A 21,910-nucleotide genomic window follows, 5' to 3' on the forward strand; every position below is an offset into this window, starting at 1 on the left:
ATGACACGGATCTGTACTCTGAAATCTGTCTGAGATTTCCTAGCATGAAGAATTAATTAAGGATTATGACCTTGGTAACAGACAATCTGGGTGCGGCGCAGCAAGCTTTCAACGGTTGTTGACGGGCAATGTTTTGGAGACCGCGATGGCATGGGAAGCACATAGTTTTGAGGCTTGGTCACGCGTCGAACGGGCCGCGAAGGGTGACGATTCCCCCGATTCCCGGCCTCGTGCAGCGAGCAGGTCGTCGAAGCGTGCGATAGATATTCTTGTCGCGATCACCGCTCTGATCCTGCTCTCTCCGCTTCTGCTGATCGTCGCGATGATCGTGAAACTCTCCGACCGCGGCCCTGTCTTCTATTCCCATACGCGCATTGGCTTCGGCGGAGCGCCGTTCGGATGCCTCAAATTTCGCACGATGAAGCCCGATGCGAGCGCTCAGCTCGCGGAATTGCTGCAAAACAACCCGGCCGCCCGCAGCGAATGGGAAGCGACGCGCAAGTTGAAGAACGATCCGAGGATCACCGCCGTCGGCGATATTCTCAGGCGCTCGAGCATCGACGAGCTTCCCCAGCTGATCAATATCGTGCGTGGCGAAATGAGCCTCGTCGGACCCCGCCCGGTCACAGCCGAGGAACTGCCGCGCTACGGCGAACACATGTGGGCCTATATGGCAGTCCGTCCGGGACTGACCGGTCAATGGCAAACCAGCGGGCGCAACGACGTCAGTTACGAGTACAGGGTTTCTCTCGATGTCCACTATCTCAACAACTGGTCGCTCGCTCGAGACTTCTTGATCATCGCCAAGACCATTCCTGCGCTGTTTTCGCAGCGCGGATCGTACTGAGCCTTCAAAGGGGAGACAGCCAACCGTGCCGGGATCGGAAAATGCGCCGCTCCCACGTCCCCTCCAAGCTACCATCACCTGGTTATTCCTTGATTTCCCATTCCGGATTAGGACGACATGACCTCCAGCACGATCTTCAGCGGTGTCTCTCCCATATCCCTGGCAGCAGCAGCCACAGGCGGCGGGAATTCACCGCTGACCATACGGGATATGCTCTTCTTTTTGAGAATGCGCTGGCACTGGATCGTCGTGACCACCATCGCTTTCCTGGCGATCGCCGGAAGCTACATGCTGACCGCCGAACCGACTTTCGTTGCCAGCACGCAGCTTGTGATCTTCCCCCAGGTGAGCGGCTCTGAAGCACAGAGGGCTTTCGCCGAAGATGCCTTCATCGAAGGACAGCTGGAGATCGCCAGATCGAGCGATGTCGTCGGCGGAACCGTGGCGGCGCTTGATCTCGTTCATGATCCGGAGTTTGTCGATCAGACGCCTTCGCTGCAGGACAGAGCGAAGAATTGGCTGATGGGGTTTTCTTCACAACCGGACACGCCATCGCAGGATACGGCGGGCAAGGGAGCGAGCGAAGCGCGGCCGCAGGCGGAGGAGGAGCGGCTCCACGACTGGGCAACCGCCAAACTGCTGAACATGATGGACATCCGCCGGATCGGAAGCTCGACGATCATCGAGATATCGGCTGCGGCATCGACCCCTCAGAAGGCCGTCGATATCGCCGACACGCTCGCCGGACAATATATCCAGAAGAATATCGCGATGAAGGCCAACGCCGCCCGCCAATACAGCGACTGGCTGGCGAAATTCATAGCCGAGCAACAGCGAGGGCTGGCGGAAGCCGCCAGCGCCTTGGCCAGTTTCACGAGCAATCCGCGCGACCAGTTCAAGCTTGCGGAGTTGCAGAGCGCAACGGACGCGCGCCGCTCTCTCTATGAAAACACCTTGAACCAGCTAACCGAAGCAAAGCAGCGCATTACCTATCCGATGTCCGATGCCACGATCGTCTCGCGAGCCACACTGCCTCTTTCGAAGGCGAGACCGCGCAGCACGCTCATCGCCGCCTTTGCGGCGGCCATCGGCCTTGGCGCCGGTTTCGCACTCGCGATGATAAGACATGCCAGCGACCGCCGGCTCGTCCGCCCGCATCAGATCGCCGAAACCTGTGGCCTGCCCTTCGTCACTGTGCTGGCGACATCAAAGAGGACACGCAACGGCCAGCCGGCATCTTTTCTCGCCACCGGCACGGGCAGCAGTTCACCCGCCTATTCGGTTATTCCAGGCATGACGGAATTGAGCGCAACAGTCGTCGGGCTTCGGCGCAAGCGCCGGATCGTCATCGGAGTGGTCGCCGTCGATCCCGGCAACGGCGCATCGACCATCGCAAGCGAACTTGCCGTGCTGTCGTCGGTATCTGGAGCGAAGACGCTTCTGATTGATGCGGCCGCGCAGAAATCATCGCTCAGCAGGGCGATCGCGCCTCATAGTGCCAGCGGCCTCGTCGACGTCCTCGACAACGGCGACCTCATCCAGACGGCGGCCCTGCCGCTCACCCCGACGCTGAAGTTCCTGCCGCTCGGCAAGGTGGATGCGGTAACACCGGCCATTCGCCTGAGTTCCCGCCGCACGCAATTGAGCTTTGCCGAGCTGAAAAAAGAGTTCGACACCATATTCGTCGACATTTCCGCATTCTCCGCGTCACCGGATGCCAACGCCATCGCGCCGGAGCTGGACGGCGTTCTCGTGGTCGCCTCGCACGGACGCACATCGATCGACGACGCCATGCGCGTCATCGAGACGATGCGGAACGTCGGCGCGGAGATCCTCGGCGCGATTATCAATCACGCTCCGAGGAGCATGCAGCCATGATCGCGCATTCGGCAAAAACGACCAGGCAGGACAGCTTGAGTTCGGCGCCTGTTTCTTGCGACACCGAAGCGACGGCGCGGCGCGCGAGCCGGCCATTGCGGATCGCCGTCGGAATTGCTTCGGCGGGCCGCCCTTCGATCCTGCTGGAAACGGTTGATTATCTCGCCGGCCTGCCCGACCAGCCGCCGCGATTGATCGTCTGCGTACCAGGGATCGACGATGCCGCCGGGCTCGCCGACCGTCTCGACGTGGAAGTCATTATCGGCAGCCGTGGCCTCACCTCCCAGCGCAACAGCATTATCCGGGCGGCCGCGGCCGATACCGATGTTCTGATCTTCCTGGACGACGATTTCATTCCGGCCCCAACCTTCCTGGCACGGATGACAGCCGTCTTTGCAGCCAATCCTGCCATCGCGATTGCCACCGGTGAGGTCCTGGCCGACGGCGTCCTCATTGGGGGGCTCGACATGTCGAAGGCGCTGCAGGTTCTTCACACTGCCGGCGAAGTGTCCGAGCGGGTGACGGATGTCTATAATGCATATGGGTGCAATATGGCAGTTCGCCTCGCCCCCGTCCTCAAACACGCACTGACGTTTGACGAGCAACTGCCGCTCTATGGCTGGCTTGAGGATGTCGATTTCAGCAGGTCCATCGCCCGCTACGGCAGATCCGTGCGCGTTGAAGGCGCCCGTGGAGTACATCTCGGCGTCAGATCCGGGCGACAGCCTGGCCGCAGACTCGGATATTCGCAGGTTGCCAATCCTGTCTACCTGATCCGCAAGGGCACGATCTCGAAAGGCCGGGCGATAGCGCAGATCGGCCGCAACATTCTGGCCAACGCATCGGGCATAGTGTTCAACGACCGCTTGATCGACCGATGGGGACGTTTGAGCGGCAATTTGCTGGCGCTCACCGATCTCCTTGCCGGCCGCGCCGCACCGTCCCGCATTCTCGAATTCGGCAATCCGCCGTCCCGCGCAATGCCCTCGCCGTCGATCGAAACGAAACGGAGATAGATCAATGCAGCGCACATTCTTGCCCGATCGCGTCATCTCCGCGGCCCTCGCCCTGCTGGTTTTCTGCTGCCTCGCCGGCTGGAGCGTCGCCCACGCGCAAACATTCACCCTCGTGCCGGAAGACAAGGTAAGACTGCGCGTCGTTGAATGGCGTTCAGCGGATTCCCGCTATGCCAGCTGGGAAGCTCTCGATGGTGTCTACACCATCGACGATACCGGCGACTTGTCGATCCCGATCGCTGGCCATGTACAGGCGGCCGGAAGAACAACCGAAGAACTCGCCGCTGCCATCGCCAGCGCGCTCGCGGAAAAGGCGGCACTTCCTGGCAAGCCATACATCGCCCTGGAGGTTGCCGAGCATGCGCCGATTTTTGTGACCGGCACCGTTCAAACCCCGGGACGCTATCCTTTTGAACCGCGGATGACGGTCATGAAGGCCATCAGCATCGCTGGCGGCTTTCTGCGGGAACGCGAAGACAATACTTTCGAGCGCGACCGGATTCAGGCAGCCGGGGCCTATCGAACCGCCGTCCTCAACCGGCGCGACCTCCTGATGCGGCAGGCGCGGCTGCGGGCGGAAATCGCCGGTGAGCAGAGTTTCGAGGTTCCCGCCGAACTCGTCGGAACGCCCGATATGGACAAGCTGAAGGCACAGGAATTGAACCTGATGCGGCTGCGCCGCGTCGATATCGATAGCCAGATCGAAGCGGCGAATGACCTCACCCGCCTCTATGGCCAGCAGGTCGAGTCACTCGAGGCCAAGATCAGCTCGCAAAAGCGGCAGATTGACCTTGCCCAGAAGGAACTGGACAACGTCAACAGCCTGGTAAGCAAGGGATTGGTCAGCAATTCCCGCCAGGTGTCTGTCGACCGCTGGGTTGCGGATGCACAGGGTACCCTGATCGATCTCGAAGTTGCCCTGACCACGGCTCGCCAGGGCCTCAGTGAGGCCGACCGTTCCAAGATCAATATCGTCAACAGGCAGAATAGCGAAAACCAGGAGCTGCTCAACCAGGTCAATCTGGCGATCGGCAGGGCGGCAATCGATATCCAGGTAGCCCAGCTTCTGGGCGAACAGGCCGGCTACGACGCTCAGCTTGCTCAGATGAACGCGGACGCGCCGGGACTTGGCAGAACGCAGAAGAACTACAGGATTGTGCGCCGCAATAACGACGGAACCTCCAGCAACATCGTGGCCGACGAGCAAACCGCATTGCTGCCGCATGATCTCATCGAGGTCGGTTTGGACACCAACCTTCAGGCGTCAACGTCGCCGCTGCAGCCCTCACCCCGGACGCAGAGCTCGACACTCTCGTCATCTGATGTGGCCAGGGATAATCCAACGGGCCGCAGCTGGATATCCCAGACGGGATCGAATTAGGAGGCGATGATGATCAGCGACGACAGCTGGCGGCCTTCGGCTCGTCCATCATATCGGCTTGTCGATGCCGCATTCGGCCAAAGCGCTATTTCAGCTGTTTGCCCGGTTCAGGATTAGAAGCATGTCAATAGAGCCGCTCGGTTTCATCGTTCTCCTGCTTGGCCTGATCACCACAGTCAAAGGAGCGCGCTTTGCCGTGACAACCCTCTGCCTGTTGACGCTGCTGGGAGCCGCGGCGGCTCTGCAATTGCCTGCGCTCGGCGGCAGCAGTATTCAGCCAAGCCATCTTCTGCTCCTGTTTATCGTCGCCGCCACCTTGTTGCGTCCGGTCCAGACGCAAGCGGCGCTGGTTAGCATCGCCTATCCGGGTCCCGGCTTCTGGTTTGCCGCCTACGTCCTGTTTTCCGTCGTGTCGTCGTTTTTCCTGCCGCGCATTTTTGCAGGCGCGACCCTCGTCTACTCCTCTGCGAGAGATGCGACGGGCATGATGTCGACTGTCGCCGCGCCCCTGTCGCCAGGCTCATCCAATCTTAGTCAATCTGTCTATCTGCTTGGCGACCTCGCCTGCTTTGCCGTGGTCGCGGGACTTGCGAGGCTCGGATATGCGAGTTTCATCGCACAGCAGTTGATCCTCGCGTCCATCGCATGTTTTGCTCTGGCTTTACTTGATATCGGAACGTTCCTGACCGGCCAGTCCTATCTGCTCGATGTCATCAGAAACGCGAATTATACCATGCATACGGCCGAGACGATCAGCGGCTTCAAACGCATCGTCGGCGCCTTTCCCGAAGCAAGCATTTATGGGACGGTCGCACTGGCCTATTTTTCGTTCACGCTTCTGCTCTGGCTGGAGCGTGTTCGAAGCCGTATGGCCGGTATGGCAACGCTTCTCATCGGCCTGACGATCCTGCTCTGCACATCGACAACCGCTTATATCGCCGGGCTTTTCGTTGTCTGCATGCTCGTGCTGTTCTGCTGCAAACGTATGATCGCAGGATCGGCCAAGACCTCGCACGTGACTTTCCTGGCGATAACTCTCTTCCTGATCCCTTGCGCCATCATCGCTCTCAGCCTTGTCCCCGATGCGTGGAATTCCATCACCAGCCTCGTCAACACCACCGTGTCGGACAAACTCCAATCGCAATCCGGCGAAGAGCGCACCGCCTGGAACACGCTGGCATTGATCGCATTCGTCGATACGGCCACTTTCGGCGCCGGCCTCGGAACGGTTCGGGCTTCAAGTTTCCTCGCCGCATTGCTGTCCAACGTCGGATTGACCGGCACGCTTCTCTTCGTCGCCTTCCTGCACAGCCTTGTCAGAGCCTCCGGCCGGCGCGTCTCCGGCAATCGGGAGACGCATGCCATCGGAAATGCCGCCATTGTGGCATCGATCTCACAGATCGCCTCTGCTGCGATTTCAGGAAGCGGCACCGATCTCGGTCTGCTGTTCAGCACCACGGCGGGTTTGGCTGCCGGTTGTCTGGCCGCCCCCTGTGTCTCGCAGCATCGGGTGGCCCGATCTGGCGCAAATCAACTTGCCCCGGAGGCATCGGCATCTCTCAGGAGAGCGCCGGTGTTTGCAACATGATGACCTCAGTCGTGAGTTTCGTTCGAGGCCAAGGGCGGGACGCCGTTGCGGCCATGCGCCTGCCCGGGTGGCTTCGCAGCCAATCGCCCGCGCCGCATCCGTGGAAAGGACGGGCGACCGATCCTGTTTCGCCGTCAGCCCTGCTGGCGCTCGCTGGTGGCTGCGACGTTATCGGCGGCGGAATTGTTCTGTCGCGATCTGGCGCTACGGCGCGCAAAACCGGACAGGAACACGCCCGCCAGATACCCGATCTCCATGAGCATCAGGAAAGCGATACCGGAAACGATCGCCCCGATCAGCGAAGACCCGTCGGCGAAAGCCACACTGCCGAAGCCGATTGCCACAAGTATTCCGAAAATCGCGAAGGCCCAGGCGCGGATCGAAGCGCCGGCAGCTATCGAAATCACGGCCGCCACCAAGGTGGTGATCAGCATGACGATCCTCCCTCCCTCTGCATTTCGATAAGGCTTCCGGAATCCATCGTCCTGCCGCGGATCAAAATGTCGAAAGGGGGCCCTGTGACAGGCACGGCATTCTTCATGATGAGCGTCTCAACAATGGAACACACAAAAACCGCCGGCGGCCGGATGCTGTTTCAACAAACGAGCGGTCCAGCGATCCGAAATATATACCGGACCAGCCTGTCATACGACAGGTCTGCCGGATCGATCAACAACTGTTCCCTCTGTCCTGAAGGGAGCAGTCACTCACTCGCATTGAAGAGTACCGGAAGGGTGAAGACATGAACAATCAATGCGTCGTCTACGTCACGGATGTCGAATATTCATTTCCAACTATCCTTTCCGCGCTTCAGGCTCGCAAATTCGCGAGCCCCGCAAGCGACGTTTGCGTGCTCATGTCTGAACGTCTCGACAATTTCAATGAGTTGAGAGCCCTCCTCACCGCGAGCGGAGTCGAATTGGTCGATGCGACCGACGCGCTGCAAGATTCGCTCGGCAAGCTCGACCCTTCGCATTTTAGGGGGCGCATCAGCGTCAGCACGATGGCCAAACTTGTCCTTTGCGAGATCCTGCCTGCCCATTACAGCCAGATCATCTATCTCGATGGCGATACCCAGATCGTCAGCGATCTCGGCAAACTCGAAAACGCCACCGTGCCTGAGGGCCGGTTTTTCGCCGCCCGCGATTACACGGCAGTCCAGGACTTCCTCAACACTGGAAAGGACAACCACTACTTCAATGCAGGGGTCCTGAAGTTCCATCGCAACGGCTGGATCGGGCAGGAAGCGCTTGAGCTTTTTGCCAGCAATCCCGGGGCTTGCGAGGGCAAACATGATCAGGGCGCATTGAACTACGTTTGCGGTTCATCGCTCATCCTCGTGTCCAACCGCTGGAACTTTCCCAAGCAGTTTCTGCATCTGGTGAACATGTCGTCGCTGGCGATCGTCCACTACATGGCGCATCCGAAGCCATGGCATGGAACCTTCTTTCCATGGACTGATCGGGAAAGCCAAGTCTATATCGATCTGCGCAAAGCCCATCCGATCTACAACGCGCTCTATCGCGGAATAAGCTTCGATCGGAAGATGCTCTATAAATATCGGTCGATGCGGGCACGTATCGAACACGCGATCGAGAGGAACGGCCCCCACCCGCGGGTCCAGAGCCTGCTGGTTGGCGATTACGCCGTATGATGACCGCACATTGTTCCCACCAGCCGAAATTGCTCTGCGCTCCGTCTGTCGGGCTTCTCGAAGCAAGCCTAATGAATCCGGGAACGGATAATGTTCAGGATGGAATATGAGTTATCGGGTTTCCGTGGCCAGTATCTCGCATTACGCAAAAGCTCGCCTGCGCCGGTCGCTCAAGGCTCGGCAGGTTCGTTACGACCGGTTGCGCAGCGGCCTCAGGCAGGCGCGTCACGTGGTCATCTGCGTCATCCGTGACGAAGGCCATCGGCTGGCATTTTTCCTGCAATATTATCGTGATCTCGGCTTCGAGCATTTCATCTGCATCGACAACGGCTCGACGGACGGAACGGCCGAATTGCTGTCCGGCTTCGACGATGTCTCGCTCCTTTCGGCGCATGGCTCCTACAAGGCGGCAAGGTTCGGAAACGACTGGATCAACGAGGTCATCAACCGGCACTGCCGGGAGAAATGGGTCCTTTATGTCGATGCAGACGAGTTCCTGGTCTATCCGCATTGCGACACCCGCCCGATCGATCAGCTGACCGCCTACATGGAAGCCACTGGCGGCCATTCCCTCCGCTCGGTCATGATCGACATGTACAGCCCGCGTCCGGTTCTCGAAAACATATGTGAACCCGGCCGCAACCCGCTCGAAGTCTGCAACCTTTTCGACCGATCCGGCTATGTCGCACATTTCGACGAACGCAACTGGACAATATGGATCAAAGGCGGCGTTCGCGGACGCATCTATTTTCACGATCGGCTGTGGGACGGGCCGGCGCTCAACAAGATCCCTCTCGTCTATGTGACAGGTGAACGGCTGTTTCTCAAATCATCGCACCAGGTCTGGCCGCTTTCCCTGAATCTGGGCGAGATGCGCGGCGCACTTTGCGTATCCGGCGCCCTTCTCCACTTCAAGTTCCTATCGACCTTCGTGCATAAGGTTTCCGATGCCGCGCATCGTTCTCAGCATACTGATGAATACACCGTTTACTCCTCCGGCAAGGACATGACTGACTTCGTCCATGACGATACGGGCACTTACACGAACTGGAAGGACTTGTCCGATCACGGGCTCATTCAGGGTGAAGGCTGGAAAGATTGGAAGAATATCTCCAGTAGCGAAATCTGAACGGTTCCAGCGCTGACATGCAGCGCACTCGGTGCAGCAACATCCGAAAAGTCATGTTGCGGTCGGCATAAGCCTTTCATCTGGAATAGTCGCCGCGCATCAACAAGGCTCGCGGCGACCGCAAACCCCGATGATCTCTCTGCTGGTCACGCACACTCCCGGATGGGCGGTCGAGAAGCCTATTTCAAAACCGCGCCGGCCAATTCCCGTCTTGTGCCGCGCTGCAGGTAGAGGTTCTCGAGCCAAGTCACCTGTTTCCTCAATTCCAACGCCGGCCTTTCGATGAATCGCCATGAGAAGGCGGCAAAACAAGTGACAATGATGCTGCAGACGATCCCATTCAGCCACCAGTTATGCGCCCAGGGTCCGAGCGCGACGAAGGCCTGCTGGATGGGATAGCCATAGAGGAATACGCCGTAGGAGTAGTCGGCCCCCTGAAGCACTCCGAGCTTGCGGGGCGAGGTCAGGCCGAGAAAGACCGTTACATATCCAATAGCCGGAATGGCAACGAAGTCCCCAAAGGAGCTGAACCAATAAGCCCACAATATGACGGCCACAGCAGCGATGAAGATGCGGACATCCCACAGAATCTTGTCCCTATAGAGATAGATGGTCACGCCCACGAGGAAGGCGCCGATCAGCAGATTCCCCGACGCGGTCGTAGGCATGGATGCCCAGTTGCTTTCATGCTTCCAATATCTCGCAAGCCCAAAACCCACGATCAACGCCGTCGTTGCGATGAGCGCGAGCACGCGCCGCCTGACCACGCCGAGCAGGAAAAGCGCGGCAATCGCGACGTAGCATTCAAGTTCGAAGGGCACGGTCCAGAGCTGCCCGTTCACCATCGCGGCGTCAGGATTGCTCGGGAACACCCCCGGAAGATTGAAGTGAATGTGCCCGGTGACATTCAGCAGATATGCAAAAAACTGGGGGTCGGTAAAGTAGTTACTGAGGTCATACTCGGTATAGATCGCTCCAAGTATAAAAGCAGCCAGAAACACTTCCACTGCGAGGGCGGGGTAAATCCGGATAAATCGATTGCCAAGAAAGGAGATCAACGTCTTCGACCGCCCGAGACTGCCGGCGACCAGGAACCCGCTCAAGGCAAAGAACATGGGCAGCACCGACTTGATAAAAGGACGCAGGGGCGTTTCCCACAAAAACAGATCATCGCCATAGGTGACGCGAGCCGTATGTATCCAAAGCACCGAAAAGGCCAACAGCAATCGCATGTAGTCAAATCCTGTCGGCCGCCCCTTCGCCAGATCAAGCTTTTCGCCGAGAACCATCAGTGACCCTTTCAGAAGTTTTGACGCAATCGCAAGCATCATTGCCGGCTCGGGGACACGTGTCAGTGACCAGAGCTACATCAGGAAAAATTTGAGGGACTGCCCGCTTCGGGACGAATAGCTGACCATCGGTCCAATGGCGCTGTGCTGCCCGAGGCGCCGTTTCATGGTCGGAGACGAATACGGGCGATCGCGCAGCGAATTGGATGAGGAACGAATGAAATTTCTGGCCGCTCTGTTCTGTATCGTTCTCGCCTTTATCGGACTGGGCTTGATGGGAGGCGGCGCCTTGCTGCTCAGCCTCGGCGGCTCGCCCTATTACGCAATCACAGGGCTTGCCTACCTCATTGCGGCCGTTCTGCTATGGCGCCGCAAGCGACTGGGCGCACTCATCATCCTGCTTATCGCCGTTTTCACCCTTCCCTGGGCATTATGGGAGTCCGGCACCAATTTCTGGGGGCTCTTCGCACGCTTGATGTCCCCGATCGCGCTGGCGGGATTTGCGCTTCTTTTTGCACCAGCGCGTTTGCCGACCGCCAGCCGGAAGCTCTTCCACGGCGGCGCCCTGCTTGCCGCCATTCTGTTTGCCGCGGGCTTTGCCCTTGCTTTCACGCCGCATCAGGTGATCCGCCCCTCCGGCGATATTCCTGCCTACAAGACGGTCAGAGGCGACAACTCCCCCTCCGATTGGACATCCTACGGCCGCAGCACGGCCGGAGATCGCTATTCCCCATTCGACCAGATCAATCGCGGCAACATTGCCAAGCTTGACCTTGCCTGGACATATCGCACCGGAAGAGGCGACGGCGTCGACCAGAACACGCCTTTGCAGATCGGCGATACGGTCTACACCTGCACGCCGACGGATGTGATCGCCGCCCTTGATGCCGATACCGGAAAACCCCGCTGGACCTTCGATCCGAAGGCGTCGGCGCCTTATTGGCAGCGTTGCCGCGGCCTCGGCTATTACAAGATGCCGGAGGAGAGCCGATCGCCCGATGGCCTCTGCAACGAGCGCCTGATACAGACGACCATCGATGCCCGCCTCCTCGAGATCGACAGCAAGACCGGCGCGCCATGCACGGGCTTCGGCGACAACGGCACCGTGCAGCTCTCTCAGGGCATGGGTGAAATCAAGACCGGCTACTATTTCCAGACATCGGCTCCGCTGATTGCCCGCAACCTGATTGTCATCGGAGGCTGGGTCACCGACAATCAGGAGGTCGGCGAGCCGTCAGGCGTGATCCGCGCATTCAACGTGGTGACCGGTGAGCTCGAATGGGCCTGGGATCTCGGCAATCCTGCGATCACCAAGCTTCCGCCAGCAGGCGAGACCTACACCCGCGCCACGCCCAATATGTGGACGACAGCCGCCTTCGACGACAAACTCGGCCTCATCTATGCCCCGCTCGGCAATACCACGCCGGATTATTACGGCGCCAGTCGTCCGGCTTTCGCCGATCAGTACAACGCGACATTGGTGGCGCTCGATGTGACGACCGGCAGGGAGAGATGGAAATTCCAGACCGTGCATCACGATATCTGGGACTTTGATCTGCCGGCCCAACCGCTGTTGATCGACCTGCCCGATGGCAATGGCGCCACCGTGCCGGCCATCTTGCAGACCACCAAACGTGGGCAGCTTTTCCTGCTCAATCGCCAGACCGGCCTTCCCCTCGCCGAAGTTCAGGAAAAGCCGGTGCCGCAAACGGGCGGCGCGCCGGAGGAGAAACTGTCACCGACACAGCCTTATTCCGTCGGCATGCCGACGATCGGTGCGGAACGTGTCACGGAGCAGCGGGCCTGGGGCCTGACGATGTTCGATCAACTGGCCTGCCGCATCGCCTTTCGCAAGATGCGCTACGACGGCGATTTCACCCCGATCGGCACGCATCCCGCACTTCAGCAGCCGGGAAATCTGGGCGGTCTCAACTGGGGAAGCGTCTCGGTCGACCTGGCCAACAACCGCGTCTTCATGAACGACATTCGCGTTCCCAGCATCTTCGCCCTCGTTCCGCGGGCCGATTACGTCGATTTCGCCCTCGTCACGACCGCGCACGGCCCCTCCGCCCCACAGCGCGGCACACCTTATGGTATGACGACCGAGAAATGGACGTCGAGACTGCGCATTCCCTGTACGCAACCACCATGGGGCACGCTGACGGCCGTGGATCTGAACACACGCCAAATCGCATGGCAGGTGCCGGCCGGGACTGCTGAACAGCTCGGACCGTTCAAGATCAAGATGAATTTACCCATGTCGATGGGCCTGCCGACCTATGCTGGCACATCTACGACCGCCGGCGGCGTCGTCTTCTTTGCCGGCTTCCAGGACTACTACATCCGCGCCTATGACGCCGAGAACGGCAACGAACTCTGGAAATTTCCTCTGCCGGTCGGCTCGAGTGCGACGCCGATGACCTACGTCTCACCGAAGACAGGCAAGCAATATGTTCTGGTCTCGATTGGCGGAGCAGCAAATTCGACTGATGTCGGCGACTATGTACTCGCCTTCTCCCTGAAAGACGGGAACTAGCGAGGCAATCACACGAAGCCACCTGGCACCGCTCGATACCGTCAATCCCGGCCGTTGGCCGCTGCACTGCCACCACCTGGACCACATGGCGACGGGGATGATGACGTAGATCGCTTATGACGGCGCGATCTGATCAGCAAGCTCGGGCTCCCGCATCCGGCAAGCTCTGGTAACCCGGGAACCAACCCGCCCATGCAAGGTTAAGGCGATATGCCTCCGAGTTGTTGCCTCGGAAATATCTGGAGCGGTTCAGCTTTTCACGGAAGCGCAGAACCGCTCTAACCTTTTGGATTGACGCGATTCCGGAGGGAAAACGGCTTCGCACTTTTCCTGGAATTGCTTTAACCGCCTTCCGACTCGGTCCGGAGGCCGGAAGGAAGTTAGCGATGCGCGACCACCATAATTCCCGACATGAGGAGATGAGCAGGCATCCCTATTCCATGTTCGCTGTCAACATGATCCTCAGCCTCATCGTCATGTACTTCGTGATGTTTTCGATGATCGATGGCTGGAGCGATTTCCGGAACAATCTCAACATGCTCTACATGGCGCTGACGATGGTGGCCCCGATGGGCATCATCATGCTCGCCACCATGGGCGGCATGTACCGGAACAGGAAGCTGAACGCCGCCATCCATGTCGGCCTTGTGATCCTGTTCGTCGCGGCCTTTGCAGGCACTCGCACACAGGCTCTCATAGGCGACCGCCAATTCATCGCCTCCATGGTGCCTCATCATTCAGGTGCAATCCTCATGTGCCGGGAAGCCGCCCTCAACGATCCTGAACTGGTCGCGCTCTGCGCCAATATCTCGCGCGGCCAGCGTGCGGAGATCGAGCAGATGAACGCGATCCGCACGCGCCTGGATCAGGGTGCGCGGTAAGCGCCCACGGATGTCAAGAAGGCAATCGAGACAGCCGCTCCAGCCTCGTCGACCACCATTCAACCGGGAGACGAAGATGGCCTGCAAGTGGAATTTCTCGCCCGTCCATGCTCTACCTTCTCGGCCCCGAGCTTATACCAATGCGCCTATTGGCGGCTTGGCGAATGTTGATTTGGGAAGCAGGATTTGTTGTTTTCTGTCCCGCGTCGTCGGCTTCGCCTGCTTGCAGGCCCCATCGAAAGCGCGCGCTTGGCAAGCGACCTTCGCCACATCCGGACGGACTCGATCTTGCTCCCCCGATGACAATAATCTTGTGAAAAATCCGATACTAGGGCACAATTTGCGAAGGCATCTGAAGTTGCGGCGCAGTCTCGAACCCGGCCGTCTCGCGCCGAGTGGCAGTTCGCGTCGGAGGGTCGGCGTCGATGGATCAGGGGTTCTTTCTTCTGTTCGCTGCGGTATCCGTGATCACGGCCCTGACGGTGGTCCTGGCGCGCAATCCGGTTCACAGCGCATTGGCGCTGATGGCGTGTTTTCTGCAGATCTCGGCAATCTTCGTCTTGCTCGAGGCGCCGTTGCTCGCGGTCATCCAGATCTTCGTCTATATCGGCGCGATCATGGTCCTGTTCCTGTTCGTGATCATGATGATCGATGTGCGCGAAGCGGTGTTGCAGCGGTTCTTGCCGGGCGGCAACCTCCCGGCTCTGATACTGCTCGTCCTGCTCGGGGTCGAGATGCTCGTGCTGGTGCTCTGGAGCGACCGCTTTTCGGTCGTGGAGCCCGTCGCGATGGGCGGCGGCGATGAGGTCAGGCAGCTTGGCACAGCACTTTTCGCCGACTATCTCCTGCCGTTTGAAACCGCCTCCGTAATCCTGCTGGCGGCCTTGGTCGGCGCCATCATGCTGGCGCGGAAGGAGCAGGGGTGATGGTTCCGCTCTGGTGGTATATTGTGCTCGGAGTGGTCCTGTTCGTGATCGGAGCGGCGGGCGTGCTGCTCAGGCGCAATATTCTTGTCGTACTGATGTCGCTGGAGCTGCTGCTCAACTCGGTCAACATCAATTTCACCGCTTTCGGGCGTTACCACGCCGATTTCCGCGGGCAGATCTTCGCGATCTTCGTCATCGCAATCACCGCGGCGGAAGTTGCCGTCGCCCTCGGTATCCTGGTTGCCCTCGTGAGGAACAAATCCACCCTCAAGATCGACGACGTGACGGTGATGAAAGGATAGCGGCTTTGGACCCGGTTGTATCGATCCGGCCGTTGCTTGCCATCGCCGTCGCCGGTCTGGCCGCCCTTGCAGTTCTCCTTTTGAATAACCGCGAGAGACTTCGCAATCTGGTCTCGCCATTGGCCGCGATCGCCATGTTCGCGATTGTCTTGTCGATGGCGCCCACGGTGCTGGCGGGCGGGACGGTCGAATTGCGCCTGTTCGAGACTCTGCCGGGGATCGACTTTGCTTTCCGGGTCGATGCGCTCGGAATGGTGTTTGCCACCGTCTCGTCGCTGCTATGGATCGTGGCGGCGATCTATTCCATTGGCTACATGCGGCATTTGAACGAGCATGCGCAGACCCGGTTCTTCGCCTGCTTCGCCAGCAGTCTTGCGGCCGCCGCCGGGGGCGCCTTCGCCGCCAATCTGTTTACGCTGGTGATCTTCTACGAGGTGCTCAGCCTCGTCACCTATCCGCTCGTCTACCACCACGAGGACGAGGAGGGATGGAGGGGTGGCCGCAAGTACCTCGTTTATCTGATGGGCGCCTCGAAAAGCGCGCTGCTCGCCGCACTGGCGCTGACTTACCATATTGCGGGGTCGCTCGACTTTGTCGCGGGGGGACTGCTGGCGGGGAGCGATGCCTCGGCGGCGCTGCTGACGGTCGTCTATTTCTGCTATCTTTTCGGCTTCGCCAAGGCCGCCGTGATGCCGATGCACGCCTGGCTGCCCGCCGCGATGGTCGCGCCGACACCGGTCAGCGCGCTTTTGCATGCAGTGGCAGTGGTCAAGATGGGCGTGTTCTGCGTTCTGCGGGTGGTGTTCCATGTCTTCGGCACCGGACTAGTGGGTGGGCTGGGTCTCGGCATCGCCACGGCCTATCTGGCTTCGTTCACGATCCTGATGGCGTCGGTTTACGCCCTGACGCGGGACGACCTGAAGGCCAGGCTCGCCTATTCGACGGTCAGCCAGCTCTCCTACATCGTCCTGGGCGCGGTTCTGTTGTCGCCGCTCGCGATGGTCGGCGGGATCATCCACATCGCGGCGCACGCATTCTCCAAGATCACGCTCTTTTTCTGCGCCGGGTCGATCTATTGCGCGTCGGGCAAGCGCAACATCAGCGACATGGCCGGTATCGGCCGCAGGCTGCCCTGGACGATGGGGGCATTTTTCGTCGCCTCGCTCAGCATGATCGGGATACCGCCGACCGCGGGCTTCGTCAGCAAGTGGTATCTGGCGAAGGGGGCCGTGGCGGCGGGAGAGACCGCGTTCCTGGTCGTGCTCCTGGTGAGCTCAATCCTGAACGCCGCCTATTTCCTGCCGGTCAGCTATGCCGCCTTCTTCCAGGCGGAGACGCAGGAGAGCCGCACGACGGTCCGTGAAATTCCACTGGTGACGATTCCGCTGGTCGCAACGGCGATCCTGTCGGTGCTGATGGGCATTTTCCCGAGCTATTTTCTTACCCTGGCAGACGGAGTGATCCGATGATCAAGCGTGTCGTCGACTTCTTTGGTGCCGAGCAATATGCGAGGCGGCGGCGCCGACTGTTCTACCTCGTGCTCGTCCTGATCGTCGTCGCCGACTTTCTGGTCTTCCGCGAGCACGCCGAATATCTGTGGGACAGTCTGCCGGGCTGGTCCGCCGTCTACGGATTCGTCTCCTGTGTCCTGCTTATCTTCGTTTCCAAGTTTCTCGGCCATCGGGTCGGGCTGATGCGGCGCGAGGACTATTATGACTGACTTCATCCATCCGGCTCTGCTCTTTATTCTTGGCGCCCTGCCGATCCCTTTCCTCGGCGGGTGGGTCCGCAAGGCCTATCTGCTTCTGATCCCTGCGCTGGCGATCCTTGCCGTGCTTGCGATGGAGCCGGGCAGCTATGGCGAAGCGCGGTTCATCGGGCAGGAGATCCTGATCGCGAAAGTGGACAAGCTCAGCATCGTCTTTGCCACCGTTTTCACCATCATGGCGCTGATCGGCATGGTCTACGCGCTGCACCTGACGGATGCCGGCCAGCACGTGGCGGCATTCGTCTATGTCGGCAGCGCACTTGGCGTGGTGTTTGCCGGTGACTACCTGACCCTCTACCTGTTCTGGGAGGGCATGGCATTCGCCTCCGCCTATCTGGTCTTCGCGCAGCGTGGTGGGCCGGCGATCCGGGCCGGGTTCCGTTACCTCATGGTCCATATCACCGGCGGCGTCGTCCTGCTCGGCGGCATCATTTCCCACGGGCTCGCCACCGGTTCACTGCTTTTCGGCCCGATCGCGGGGGCCCTCACCAACGGAGGAATGGAGGTCGGCGACTACCTGATCCTCGCCGGCTTCATCCTCAACGCGGCCGTGCCGCCGCTCAATGCCTGGCTGACCGATGCCTATCCGGAGGCGACCGTCACCGGGGCGGTGTTCATGAGCGCGTTTACCACCAAGACCGCCGTCTATGTGCTGGCGCGGGCGTTTCCGGGGACCGAGCTTCTTGTCTGGCTCGGCACCATCATGGCGCTCTACGGCGTCATCTACGCCGTGCTGGAGAACGATTGCCGGCGGCTTCTCGCCTATCACATCGTCAGCCAGGTGGGCTACATGATCGCGGGTATCGGCATCGGGACCGAGATGGCGGTGAACGGAGCCACCAGCCACGCCTTCGCGCATATCCTCTACAAGGCGCTGCTGTTCATGGGTGCCGGCGCCGTCATCTACGTTACCGGCCGACGCAAGCTCACCGAGCTTGGCGGGCTTTACAAAACCATGCCGCTGACCGTGGCGCTTTACATGGTCGGCGCCTTCGCGATCTCGGCCTTCCCGTTCTTCTCGGGGTTCGTCACCAAATCGATGGTGATAGCGGCTGCAGGAGCGGATCACCGCGCACTGGTGGTGCTGGCGCTGACCATGGCATCGTCCGGGACGTTCCTGCACACTGGCCTCAAGCTTCCCTATTACATGTTCTTCGGGACGGACCGAAAACTGGAGGCGCGGGAGCCGCCGCGCAACATGCTGATTGCCATGGGCATGGCGGCGGTGCTCTGCATTGCGATCGGGGTGTTCCCCCAGCCGCTTTATGCGCTTCTGCCCTATCCGGTTGATTTCGAACCCTATACGGGTTCGCATGTGATGGAGAGCCTCGGGCTGCTGATGTTCACCGCCCTGGGGTTCGTGCTGTTCCTCTGGGCGCTCGATCCCGAGAACACGATCAGCCTCGACACTGACTGGTTTTACCGCAAGGGTGCGCGGGCCTTCATGTGGCTCGCCGAAAGACCGCTGGCGCGCTATGAGCAGGCGGTGAGCAATGTCTCCGAGACCGCGGCGCTGCCCTTGCTGCGCGGCGCGGCGCGGGCAGGACTCCGGCTCGATCTTGCCGGCGTGGATGCCGTCGTGAATGGCATTGCGCATTCGATCCTGAACGGCGGCGGGCGGCTCAGGCGGCTCCAGACGGGTGTCGTGACCCATTACGTGCTAGCGATGATCGTCGGTCTTATCGCAGCCACCGCCGTCTTCGTCGTGGCGTGGCGATAGGGGGTGCCATGGGCTTCCCGCTGCTCAGCCTCATCATATTCACACCCGTTGTCGGGGCCGCGATTCTGATGTTCCTGCGCGGTGCCGATGCGGTGCGGTGGACTGCGCTCTCTTTCACCGTCCTCGACCTTGCGCTCTGCATCGCCATGCTGGTCAGCTTCGACACCACGACCCATGCCATGCAGTTCACCGAGACGCACCCGTGGGTACCCGCGCTCGGGATCAATTATGCCCTTGGCATCGACGGAATCAGCGCGCTCTTCGTGTTCCTGACCGCACTGTTGGGGTCGATCTGCGTGCTCGCCTCCTGGGTCGCGATCGACAGCAAGGTGAAGGAATTCATGATCTGCCTGCTCTTCATGCAAGCGCTGATGCTCGGCGTCTTCTGTGCGCTCGATCTGTTCCTTTTCTACGTCTTTTGGGAGGCGATGCTGATCCCGATGTACCTCATCATCGGCGTGTGGGGCGGCGAGGGTCGGGTCTATGCGGCGATCAAGTTTTTCCTCTACACGCTGGCGGGCAGCCTCCTGTTCCTGATCGGTGTCATCGTGCTCTATTTCTACGGTGGCAGGACCTTCGATATCCTCGCCTTGACAGAGCAGGACTTGCCGTTCCGGATCCAGTCCTGGCTGTTCTTCGCCTTCCTGATCGCTTTTGCGGTCAAGGTGCCGATGGTGCCGCTCCATACCTGGCTGCCGGACGCCCATGTGCAGGCGCCGACGGCGGGCAGCATTATCCTCGCCGGCGTGCTCCTGAAGATGGGCGCCTACGGATTCCTGCGGTTCTCGCTGCCGATGCTGCCGGAGGCATCGATGTATTATTCGACGCTGATGCTCGCGCTTTCGGTGCTTGCGATCGTCTATGGCGGGTTGCTCGCGCTGGCGCAGGACGATCTGAAGAAGCTGGTGGCCTATTCCAGCATCAGCCACATGGGCTTCGTAACACTGGGGATTTTTGCGCTGAACCTCCGCGGGCTCGAGGGCGGCATCCTGCAGATGTTCAATCATGGCGTGACGACAGGCGCCCTCTTCCTGTTCGTCGGGCTGATTTACGAGCGGACCCATACCCGCAGCATCGCCGACTATGGCGGGTTGATGAAGGTGGCGCCGGTCTACACCACGTTTCTGGCACTGTTTACCCTGTCGTCGATGGCGTTGCCGGGAACGAATTCGTTCGTGGGCGAATTGCTGGTGCTGTCAGGGGGATTTGCGGCCAACCTGGTCTTTGGCTCGGCCGCCGTTCTGGGCGCATTGCTGGGGGCTGCCTATCTGCTCGGCATGTATGGGAAGGTCGCGCTGGGCCCGGTCAGCGCAAGCGCCAGGTTAACGATACGCGACGTGAACGCCCGTGAGATGGCTGCGATCCTGCCGCTGGCCGTCTTCGTGCTCTGGGTCGGGCTCTATCCGAAACCCTTTCTCAACGTCATCGATGCCTCGGTGAAGCATCTGGTGACACATGTGCACAGTAGGGGGAGCGGCCAATGACCGCCGCCGCGCTTTTCCAGTCGGCCCTAGCGAGCCTGCCCGAGATCGTGGTGATCACCGGCGCCTGCATCCTGCTGATCCTGGGACAGTTTGTGCGAAGGGGACAGGAAGATTTCCTTGTCTGGGCGTCGGTCGCGATCATATTGATTGCCGCCTTGGCGACGCTCATGCTGGCGAGCGAGGTACGGCCGGCCTACACGGGCATGTTCGTCGCCGACCGCTTCGCGGTCTTCTTCAAGTTCGTTTTCTACCTAGCCACCGTTCTGACATTCCTCCTTTCGCGAAGATATGCCGATATCGAAGGGATCGGGAGCAGCGAATACTATGTCCTGCTGCTCTTTGCGCTTTCGGGCATGATGATCATGGCCTCGGCGACCGATCTCCTGTCGATCTATGCAGGCCTCGAACTGATGGTGATTTGCACCTATGTGCTGACCGGCTTCCTGCGGCGTGAGCGGCGGTCGAACGAAGCAGCGCTGAAATATGTCATCCTCGGCGCGGTCTCGACCGGGATTTTCCTTTACGGCGTTTCGCTGGTCTACGGGCTCACCGGCACAACGCAACTGGACGGGATGGCTGCAGCCGTGACTGGCGATCCGCTCGATCCAGGATTGTTGCTGGCGGTGGTCTTCATCGTCGCCGGGCTGGTCTTCAAGGTCGGCGCGGTTCCCTTCCACATGTGGCTGCCGGACGTCTATGAAGGCGCGCCGACAACGATCACCGCCTTCATGTCGGTAGGCCCCAAGGCGGCGGGGTTCGCGGTGATTCTGCGGGTGTTCCTCAACCCTCTGGTCGCAGCCTCGGACGTCTGGATCATCGTTGCCGTCATCGCGGTGGTGACGATGGCGCTTGGCAGCTTCGTGGCGCTGGTGCAGGATAATTTCAAGCGTCTCCTGGCCTATTCCAGTATCGCCCATGCCGGCTTCGCCATTTTCGGCGTGGCCGCTGGCGGCGCCGATGGGATCGCCAGCGTGATGCTCTATCTGCTGATCTACGCCTTCATGAATCTCGGCATTTTCGGCGCCGTCATCATGATGCGGAACGGCGATTTCTCGGGCGAGGTCATCGAAGACTATGCGGGTTTCGCCAAGTCACATCCGGGGCTGGCGCTTCTGATGCTGCTCTATCTCTTCTCATTGGCCGGCATTCCGCCGACCGCCGGGTTCTTCGCCAAGTTTTACGTGCTGGTCGCCCTCGTCGAGCATGGTTTCGTCATGCTGGCGGTCATCGCAGTGCTGTTCAGCGCGGTCGCCGCCTATTTCTACATCCGCATCGTCATGGTGATCTATATGCACGAGCCGAAGAGGGCGTTCGCCCCGGCGCTGACGCCTCTGGTGGGCGCGACACTCGCCGTCACCGCTGCCGGCACCATCGGCATCGGCCTATTTCCGTCGTGGTTTCTGAAGCTTGCCCAAGACTCGGTCTTTGGCGGGTGAGCGATTGGATTTGCAATGATCACACCGACGGAATAGACTTGAAAGAGAAGGAAGGATTGCCCAAGTCGGGATGAG

At 60.0% G+C, this 21,910-nt stretch carries 19 protein-coding genes; 17 read left to right on the forward strand and 2 right to left on the reverse strand.

Going from position 1 to position 21,910, the window contains the following annotated elements; genetic code table 11:
• The first annotated feature begins 145 nt into the window (after positions 1-145).
• The 5 genes from HJB91_RS25440 to HJB91_RS25460 all read left to right on the forward strand — a co-directional run bounded on the left by HJB91_RS25440 (position 146) and on the right by HJB91_RS25460 (position 6,710).
• Positions 146-847, forward strand: coding sequence for a sugar transferase (locus HJB91_RS25440; RefSeq protein WP_210630014.1), 702 nt, complete (start codon positions 146-148; stop codon positions 845-847).
• A gap of 117 nt (positions 848-964) precedes the next feature.
• Complete coding sequence (locus HJB91_RS25445; protein ID WP_221144582.1) at positions 965-2,725, forward strand: polysaccharide biosynthesis tyrosine autokinase; 1,761 nt, start codon at positions 965-967, stop codon at positions 2,723-2,725.
• Positions 2,722-3,741, forward strand: coding sequence for a glycosyltransferase family 2 protein (locus HJB91_RS25450; RefSeq protein ID WP_221144579.1), 1,020 nt, complete (start codon positions 2,722-2,724; stop codon positions 3,739-3,741). Before HJB91_RS25445 ends, HJB91_RS25450 begins: the two co-directional genes overlap by 4 nt.
• A 4-nt stretch (positions 3,742-3,745) precedes the next feature.
• Positions 3,746-5,122: a polysaccharide biosynthesis/export family protein gene (locus HJB91_RS25455; protein ID WP_210630011.1), complete on the forward strand. Its 1,377-nt coding sequence runs from the start codon at positions 3,746-3,748 to the stop codon at positions 5,120-5,122.
• A 121-nt stretch (positions 5,123-5,243) separates the two neighbouring features.
• Complete coding sequence (locus HJB91_RS25460; RefSeq protein WP_221156077.1) at positions 5,244-6,710, forward strand: hypothetical protein; 1,467 nt, start codon at positions 5,244-5,246, stop codon at positions 6,708-6,710.
• A 134-nt stretch (positions 6,711-6,844) separates the two neighbouring features.
• On the opposite strand, the gene HJB91_RS25465 is transcribed toward HJB91_RS25460, so the two are convergent.
• Positions 6,845-7,144 (reverse strand): hypothetical protein, encoded by a 300-nt coding sequence (locus HJB91_RS25465; protein WP_210630009.1) that lies wholly within the window; start codon positions 7,142-7,144, stop codon positions 6,845-6,847.
• Between the two features lie 308 nt (positions 7,145-7,452).
• Here HJB91_RS25465 and HJB91_RS25470 point away from each other — a divergent pair, with 308 nt between their 5' ends.
• Together HJB91_RS25470 and HJB91_RS25475 are read left to right on the forward strand one after the other, a co-directional pair.
• A complete protein-coding gene (locus HJB91_RS25470; protein ID WP_221156078.1) occupies positions 7,453-8,364 on the forward strand; it encodes a glycosyltransferase in 912 nt (303 codons plus the stop codon).
• Between the two features lie 106 nt (positions 8,365-8,470).
• Positions 8,471-9,493, forward strand: a complete 1,023-nt coding sequence (locus tag HJB91_RS25475; protein ID WP_210630007.1) for a glycosyltransferase family 2 protein — start codon at positions 8,471-8,473, stop codon at positions 9,491-9,493.
• Between the two features lie 179 nt (positions 9,494-9,672).
• Here HJB91_RS25475 and HJB91_RS25480 read toward each other — a convergent pair whose 3' ends face one another.
• The gene (locus HJB91_RS25480) at positions 9,673-10,782 is read right to left on the reverse strand and encodes an acyltransferase (RefSeq protein WP_210631571.1); all 1,110 of its coding nucleotides are present in this window, start codon (positions 10,780-10,782) and stop codon (positions 9,673-9,675) included.
• A gap of 217 nt (positions 10,783-10,999) precedes the next feature.
• Between HJB91_RS25480 and HJB91_RS25485 the strand changes: the two genes are divergently transcribed.
• The 10 genes from HJB91_RS25485 to HJB91_RS25530 all read left to right on the forward strand — a co-directional run bounded on the left by HJB91_RS25485 (position 11,000) and on the right by HJB91_RS25530 (position 21,835).
• Positions 11,000-13,318 (forward strand): membrane-bound PQQ-dependent dehydrogenase, glucose/quinate/shikimate family, encoded by a 2,319-nt coding sequence (locus HJB91_RS25485; RefSeq protein WP_221156079.1) that lies wholly within the window; start codon positions 11,000-11,002, stop codon positions 13,316-13,318.
• A gap of 22 nt (positions 13,319-13,340) precedes the next feature.
• On the forward strand, positions 13,341-13,427 hold the full coding sequence (locus HJB91_RS25490) for a multicopper oxidase domain-containing protein (protein WP_259669948.1): 87 nt from the start codon (positions 13,341-13,343) through the stop codon (positions 13,425-13,427).
• Positions 13,428-13,704: 277 nt separating this feature from the next.
• Positions 13,705-14,199, forward strand: coding sequence for a DUF305 domain-containing protein (locus HJB91_RS25495; RefSeq protein WP_210630005.1), 495 nt, complete (start codon positions 13,705-13,707; stop codon positions 14,197-14,199).
• 425 nt (positions 14,200-14,624) lie between these two features.
• Positions 14,625-15,125, forward strand: a complete 501-nt coding sequence (locus HJB91_RS25500) for an NADH-quinone oxidoreductase subunit J (protein WP_210630004.1) — start codon at positions 14,625-14,627, stop codon at positions 15,123-15,125.
• Positions 15,125-15,427, forward strand: coding sequence for an NADH-quinone oxidoreductase subunit NuoK (gene nuoK / locus HJB91_RS25505; protein WP_210630003.1), 303 nt, complete (start codon positions 15,125-15,127; stop codon positions 15,425-15,427). Before HJB91_RS25500 ends, nuoK begins: the two co-directional genes overlap by 1 nt.
• 5 nt (positions 15,428-15,432) lie before the next feature.
• Positions 15,433-16,896 (forward strand): monovalent cation/H+ antiporter subunit D family protein, encoded by a 1,464-nt coding sequence (locus tag HJB91_RS25510; protein ID WP_221156080.1) that lies wholly within the window; start codon positions 15,433-15,435, stop codon positions 16,894-16,896.
• Positions 16,893-17,147, forward strand: coding sequence for a hypothetical protein (locus tag HJB91_RS25515; protein ID WP_210630001.1), 255 nt, complete (start codon positions 16,893-16,895; stop codon positions 17,145-17,147). Before HJB91_RS25510 ends, HJB91_RS25515 begins: the two co-directional genes overlap by 4 nt.
• On the forward strand, positions 17,140-18,915 hold the full coding sequence (locus HJB91_RS25520; RefSeq protein WP_221156081.1) for a Na(+)/H(+) antiporter subunit D: 1,776 nt from the start codon (positions 17,140-17,142) through the stop codon (positions 18,913-18,915). The genes HJB91_RS25515 and HJB91_RS25520 overlap by 8 nt, the downstream gene beginning before the upstream one ends.
• 8 nt (positions 18,916-18,923) lie before the next feature.
• Positions 18,924-20,399 (forward strand): NADH-quinone oxidoreductase subunit M, encoded by a 1,476-nt coding sequence (locus HJB91_RS25525; protein ID WP_221156082.1) that lies wholly within the window; start codon positions 18,924-18,926, stop codon positions 20,397-20,399.
• Positions 20,396-21,835 (forward strand): NADH-quinone oxidoreductase subunit N, encoded by a 1,440-nt coding sequence (locus HJB91_RS25530; RefSeq protein WP_221144566.1) that lies wholly within the window; start codon positions 20,396-20,398, stop codon positions 21,833-21,835. Before HJB91_RS25525 ends, HJB91_RS25530 begins: the two co-directional genes overlap by 4 nt.
• The last annotated feature ends 75 nt before the right edge of the window (positions 21,836-21,910 follow it).

The organism is Rhizobium sp. NLR10b (genome assembly GCF_019685435.1).
GTDB lineage: Bacteria > Pseudomonadota > Alphaproteobacteria > Rhizobiales > Rhizobiaceae > Rhizobium.

Coding starts and splice junctions, on each gene's coding strand:
- HJB91_RS25440 (WP_210630014.1), top strand. CDS start 146: ATGGCATGGGAAGCACATAGTTTTGAGGCTTGGTCACGCGTCGAACGG.
- HJB91_RS25445 (WP_221144582.1), top strand. CDS start 965: ATGACCTCCAGCACGATCTTCAGCGGTGTCTCTCCCATATCCCTGGCA.
- HJB91_RS25450 (WP_221144579.1), top strand. CDS start 2,722: ATGATCGCGCATTCGGCAAAAACGACCAGGCAGGACAGCTTGAGTTCG.
- HJB91_RS25455 (WP_210630011.1), top strand. CDS start 3,746: ATGCAGCGCACATTCTTGCCCGATCGCGTCATCTCCGCGGCCCTCGCC.
- HJB91_RS25460 (WP_221156077.1), top strand. CDS start 5,244: ATGTCAATAGAGCCGCTCGGTTTCATCGTTCTCCTGCTTGGCCTGATC.
- HJB91_RS25465 (WP_210630009.1), bottom strand. CDS start 7,144: ATGCTGATCACCACCTTGGTGGCGGCCGTGATTTCGATAGCTGCCGGC.
- HJB91_RS25470 (WP_221156078.1), top strand. CDS start 7,453: ATGAACAATCAATGCGTCGTCTACGTCACGGATGTCGAATATTCATTT.
- HJB91_RS25475 (WP_210630007.1), top strand. CDS start 8,471: ATGAGTTATCGGGTTTCCGTGGCCAGTATCTCGCATTACGCAAAAGCT.
- HJB91_RS25480 (WP_210631571.1), bottom strand. CDS start 10,782: ATGGTTCTCGGCGAAAAGCTTGATCTGGCGAAGGGGCGGCCGACAGGA.
- HJB91_RS25485 (WP_221156079.1), top strand. CDS start 11,000: ATGAAATTTCTGGCCGCTCTGTTCTGTATCGTTCTCGCCTTTATCGGA.
- HJB91_RS25495 (WP_210630005.1), top strand. CDS start 13,705: ATGCGCGACCACCATAATTCCCGACATGAGGAGATGAGCAGGCATCCC.
- HJB91_RS25500 (WP_210630004.1), top strand. CDS start 14,625: ATGGATCAGGGGTTCTTTCTTCTGTTCGCTGCGGTATCCGTGATCACG.
- nuoK (WP_210630003.1), top strand. CDS start 15,125: ATGGTTCCGCTCTGGTGGTATATTGTGCTCGGAGTGGTCCTGTTCGTG.
- HJB91_RS25515 (WP_210630001.1), top strand. CDS start 16,893: ATGATCAAGCGTGTCGTCGACTTCTTTGGTGCCGAGCAATATGCGAGG.
- HJB91_RS25520 (WP_221156081.1), top strand. CDS start 17,140: ATGACTGACTTCATCCATCCGGCTCTGCTCTTTATTCTTGGCGCCCTG.
- HJB91_RS25525 (WP_221156082.1), top strand. CDS start 18,924: ATGGGCTTCCCGCTGCTCAGCCTCATCATATTCACACCCGTTGTCGGG.
- HJB91_RS25530 (WP_221144566.1), top strand. CDS start 20,396: ATGACCGCCGCCGCGCTTTTCCAGTCGGCCCTAGCGAGCCTGCCCGAG.